This window comes from Halorubrum sp. SS7 (assembly GCF_005435055.1).
GTDB lineage: Archaea > Halobacteriota > Halobacteria > Halobacteriales > Haloferacaceae > Halorubrum > Halorubrum salinarum.
This window is the reverse complement of the sequence record NZ_SGXV01000284.1, coordinates 1-497: the sequence shown is the minus strand read 5'-3', so window position 1 is coordinate 497 and position 497 is coordinate 1. Positions and strand designations below refer to the sequence as shown.

The 497-nt window shown below is 69.0% G+C and carries 1 protein-coding gene; it reads right to left on the bottom strand.

Annotated elements, in window-relative coordinates; genetic code table 11:
- Positions 1 to 28: 28 nt before the first annotated feature.
- Positions 29 to 497 (bottom strand): transporter substrate-binding domain-containing protein (locus EXE44_RS18050; RefSeq protein ID WP_137718050.1); only part of this gene is annotated, 469 nt, incomplete at its 5' end.

The following is a 497-nucleotide window of genomic DNA, read 5'->3' as shown; positions in this document are numbered from 1 at the left end:
GAGCGCGAGCGACCCCGGGGCCGACATCCTACTCCTGCCCGAACCAGGTGTTGGTTATCTCCTGGTACGTCCCGTCGTCGCGGACGGTCGCGAGCCCGTCGTTGAGCGCGGACTGTAACTCGGACTCGCCCTGCCGGAGGCCGAAGCCGAACCGCTCGCCCGTCTCCTCGACGAACGCGACCGTCACGTCGCGGTTCGCGGCGAACGTCTCCGCGACCGGGTTGTCGACGACGACGGCGTCGATGTTCCCGTTCACGAGGTCCTCGACCGCGAGGACGTAGCTGTCGTACGTCGAGAAGTTGCTCTCCGGGATGATCCCCTCCCCGACGAGGTTCGACTGTACCTGATCGGCGCCGGTGGTCCCGGACTGGGCGCCCACGCGGACGCCCTCGAAGTCCGCCCACCCCGACGGCTGGAAGTCGCCGCCCTCGCGGACGAGGATCGCCTGATCGGACTCCCAGTAGGGGTCCGAGAAGGCGATCGTCTGCCGGCGCTCC